Consider the following 3,743-nt stretch of genomic DNA (forward strand, 5'->3'; position numbering starts at 1 on the left):
TGCCTGCCGCGGCCTGAGCACCGAGCCGGAACCCGACCCCACCACACCCGACACACCGTCAGGCATACACACCCTCAACAACGTGACAGCGCCGGTCGCGTGTCGCGCAGACGGCGGTGGAGGTCCTCGCCTCAACGTCTGGGTTCGCCGGTCTGGGGAGCACAGGCTCCGTGGAGTGGCGTGGTTGGTTCGCCTCACCCGAGGTCGATCTGCTCTCCGTCACGGATGTGACAGGACACGAGATCGAAGGGGATATCTGGTACACGGCCAACGCCCGGTGGGTGCTCTACGGGCTGGCCTTCGACGGCGATGAGTCGGAGCCGAGTTACACGGCCTGTGTGTGGGAGACGAAGGTTCTGTTCTCCGCGCGGGATGGGGACGAGACGCCCACCCTCTTGGCTCCGAAGGAGCCCGAGGCCCCGGACGGCTCGGACCCGGCGATCGTGGAGACCCTCAAGCGGCTGAAGAACCGCGCCACAGGCGTGACACGGCGCGCCATGCAGGAGTGGCGCCAGGCGGGATTCGTAGCGGAAGGCGTGCTCTCCAAGCAGTTTCTGGAGTCGCTGGACATCGCCGGCCCCTTGCGCCGGAGCTACGCCGAGATTTTCTCCACGTCCAACGCTGTTCTCGCCAAGGCCCTGGCCGACGCGTATCCGAAGCCGGACCTCGTCGGCCTGAACCGAAGTCTGGTCGAACACCTAAGGCCGCAGGTCGACCTTACTGCCGCCCTGCGAAGCAGCTTCGCCGATGCCCTGCCCAAGCTCGACATCGCCGGTATGTTGCCGCACTTCGACTTCACCGGTCTCACCGGAATCACCGCAGGGCCGTATGACGATGACGAAGGGAACAAGGAAGACGAAGTCGACGGTCAGATGTCCTTCGAGGATGCTGCCGACGATGAGCACGACGGCGAGGACGGCGTCCCGGACCCCGGCGGCGAGGACTGATCCCACAACGTGAGCTGATCCCACTCGCCGCCCTCGAACTCGGCTGGGCGGGATGACCATGGTAGGTAGCCGCGCGGCAGCCGAGCCCCTTGATCATCCAGATGGCGAGCGCCGACTCCTGGAAGCTTCTGAAGGGCTTCCCCTTCCGTCTTCGCGTGAGCTGGTCGGACGGCTACTACGCCGCCTCTGTCGCCGCTCTGGCCGAGGCGAGTTTCGGGCGGACTGTCGCCGAGGCGGTCAACGGCGCCGGGGAAATGATCTGCTGGCTCTTCGGTGCCCCGGTGGAGTTCGCGCCGGACCTCACCCTGTCTGCCGAGCTCGATGAAACCGCAGTGCGGCACATCCGCACAGCCTGACCTCAAGGTCACGGCGCTGAGCCTGACGCAGGAGACCCCGGGGCCGCGATTGACCTGTCTCACTGAGTTGGGTCGTGCCTCGCTGAAGATGGACAGATGCTGGTCCGTCTCATCGAAGGCGGACAGCAGGCCAGCCACCAGCTCGAAAGTGGAGCCGGAGTCGGCAGTCACCGTCGATGGTGCGCCGACCTCCGACGCCTGCCGATGAGATGACCGTAGCCTCGCGCTGAGGCCGAGGCCCTGGCCAAGTGCTCGATAGGTCGGGCGTGACCAGCGCTCCCGCGCATCGGTACACCTTCGGTGAGACGGGTCGGCTGCGCACCTATACCGAGGGATCGGCTGCGGACCGGTTATCACTCCTGGGCGGAGGCGGTCAACTCCATCATCGCCTGGGCGTAGGTTGCGCCGTCAATCTCCTCCTCGTCGTACTGGCGCATCAGCTCGTCGATCTTGGCCTTGAGCTCTGTCCGGTCCATCGTTATCTCCCAACATGTCAGTGCCGCAAGGTGGCGACAGTAGCGCGACACGTACCGCACGGACGGCGCTTTCCCCGGATGGAGGGCACTTTGCCCTTCCACTTGCGAGTTGGTCGCGCGCCTTCCACCCACCTTCGATAAAACGGACCAGCATCTGTCCATCTTCAGTGAGACACGGTCTAACTCTGGTGAGACAGGTCAGCGATGGCTTCGGGGTCTCGTGCGTCTGGACGCTGCAACACGGTAGTGCAACAGCGTTCCCGGACGGGTAACTGGTGCTGACACCGCAGGTCAGGGGTGCAACGCGGATCGGGTGTTGCAGCAACCGCCCGAGGGCCGGCAACCGGCGGCGCGGGATGGTCACCTGGGCCTCCACCAGGACGATGCCGGTCACCGGGTCCCGGTGCATGGGAACGTACAGGCCCCAGTCGCCTGCGTTCCGCGTAATTCAGCGGCCTAGAGTCACGAATCTGGGGTCTGACCTGCGCGGACATGGGTGAGGGCGCCTGAGAGGCGTTTCTCTAGGCGCTGGTGTTCGTGCTGGTCAGCGGGGTGCGGGTTCGAGAGTGATGATCTGCTTCGGTGTGGGGATGTGGAGTTTGGCCAGGAGGTCGGTCTGGGGCTTGGTGAGGGTGGTGACCTGCCGGAACAGGCCGGTGGGGCCGGTGAAGGTGCCGAGGTGGAGTCGGTCGAGCTCGCGGCGGACGGTCGTCCAGGTCGCGTCGGTGGTGGTCTCGATGATGCGGATCAGCAGGAGGGCGAGCCAGCGCAGGACGACGTGTGCGCGTATGCGTTCCTCGAGCCGGTGATAGACGGGCCGCAGGTCGATGATCTGCTTCATGTCCCGCCAGCCCCGCTCGACTTCGAGGAGTTGCTTGTAGCCGAGGGCGATGTCCTCAGCGGACAGTTGCGGGTCGGAGCATCGCAGCAGGTACTTGCCGTCGAGGTTCTCCTCGGTCTTGATCTTCGCGGTGTCGATGCGGAGCTTGCCGGCCGGGGTGGTGCGGAGGTAGCGGTTGAGGCCGGGCTTGTCGGCGATCTTGCCGCGGAGCTCGCCGCGCTTGAAGTCGCTGAGCTGGTCGGTGTCTTCGATCAGGGTCGTGAGCTGGGAGACGAGCTGTTCGCGTATGTGCTGGTCTCGGGCGGCGGCTTCGGGGTTGTGGCAGATCACGAACCGTTCGGTCTCGGAGATCCGTACCTCCTTGACCCGCATGTTCCCGGCGATCTCGCCGTAGCGGCCCTGGCGGGACAGGGCGGCCTTGACCTCCGGGCTGCCGGAGCGAAGTTTCTCGCCGACGATGTAGGCGTTCTCGCCCTGGCGGAGGTAGCGGCGGTTTCGTTCGCTGGAGAATCCACGGTCGGTGACCCACACGATCTTGCTGAGGGTCCAGTCCCGCATGTCGTCCTTGACCTGCCGGATCAGCTTCTGGTCACCGGTGTTGCCGGGCCAGGACCAGACGCGGACCGGGATCCCGTCCCTCGTGACGGCCATCCCGATCACGATCTGCGGCAGGTCGTCGTGGGAGTCCTTCGACTTGCCGAAGGTGCGAAACCCGGCCTGGTCCGCGCTCTCGCCCACCTCTTCAGCGGGTGGGCGGTCGTTCGCCAGGACGTTGCCCTTGTCGTCGCGGGCGACGGGTTCGTCGGCCTCCTCGAGCTCGAAGTAGGTGCTGGTGGTGTCGAAGAACAGCAGGTCGACCTCGAGGTTGAGGAGGTTGGCGACTTCGTCGAACACCTGTCTCTCCAGGTCGTCGGTTACCTCGTGGAGCCAGTCCATCGCCCGGTAGCAGGCGTCGTCGTCGGTGGCCGGCAGCCCCTCGACATGCACGTCGTGCGTGACCCAGTCCGCGGCGGCCAGCTTCGACGACGGAGCTAGTGCCGCATCAGGCAAGGTTTGCCCTGTTGTGATGTGTCGCCTGGTTGCTGCGCCGGGCCGTACCGGACAGCCAGAATGATCACGTGGC

At 65.6% G+C, this 3,743-nt stretch carries 4 protein-coding genes; 2 read left to right on the plus strand and 2 right to left on the minus strand.

Features of this window, described 5'->3' with window-relative positions:
• Positions 1-116 precede the first annotated feature (116 nt).
• Together ACFYXM_RS36970 and ACFYXM_RS36975 are read left to right on the plus strand one after the other, a co-directional pair.
• Complete coding sequence (locus ACFYXM_RS36970; protein WP_389296223.1) at positions 117-947, plus strand: hypothetical protein; 831 nt, start codon at positions 117-119, stop codon at positions 945-947.
• A 101-nt stretch (positions 948-1,048) separates the two neighbouring features.
• Positions 1,049-1,303: a hypothetical protein gene (locus ACFYXM_RS36975; protein ID WP_389296224.1), complete on the plus strand. Its 255-nt coding sequence runs from the start codon at positions 1,049-1,051 to the stop codon at positions 1,301-1,303.
• 353 nt (positions 1,304-1,656) lie between these two features.
• Here ACFYXM_RS36975 and ACFYXM_RS36980 read toward each other — a convergent pair whose 3' ends face one another.
• Both ACFYXM_RS36980 and ACFYXM_RS36985 read right to left on the minus strand, forming a co-directional pair.
• A complete protein-coding gene (locus tag ACFYXM_RS36980; protein WP_267058206.1) occupies positions 1,657-1,779 on the minus strand; it encodes a hypothetical protein in 123 nt (40 codons plus the stop codon).
• Positions 1,780-2,323: 544 nt separating this feature from the next.
• Positions 2,324-3,670 carry an IS1634 family transposase gene (locus ACFYXM_RS36985; RefSeq protein WP_389296226.1) on the minus strand — a complete coding sequence of 449 codons (1,347 nt, stop codon included), beginning with the start codon at positions 3,668-3,670 and terminating at the stop codon, positions 2,324-2,326.
• Between the last annotated feature and the right edge of the window lie 73 nt (positions 3,671-3,743).

The organism is Streptomyces sp. NPDC002476 (assembly GCF_042889785.1).
Lineage (GTDB): Bacteria > Actinomycetota > Actinomycetes > Streptomycetales > Streptomycetaceae > Streptomyces.

Bases quoted from the DNA above. Each gene is read 5' to 3' on its own strand.
- ACFYXM_RS36980 (WP_267058206.1), bottom strand. From the start codon at position 1,779: ATGGACCGGACAGAGCTCAAGGCCAAGATCGACGAGCTGATGCGCCAG.
- ACFYXM_RS36975 (WP_389296224.1), top strand. From the start codon at position 1,049: ATGGCGAGCGCCGACTCCTGGAAGCTTCTGAAGGGCTTCCCCTTCCGT.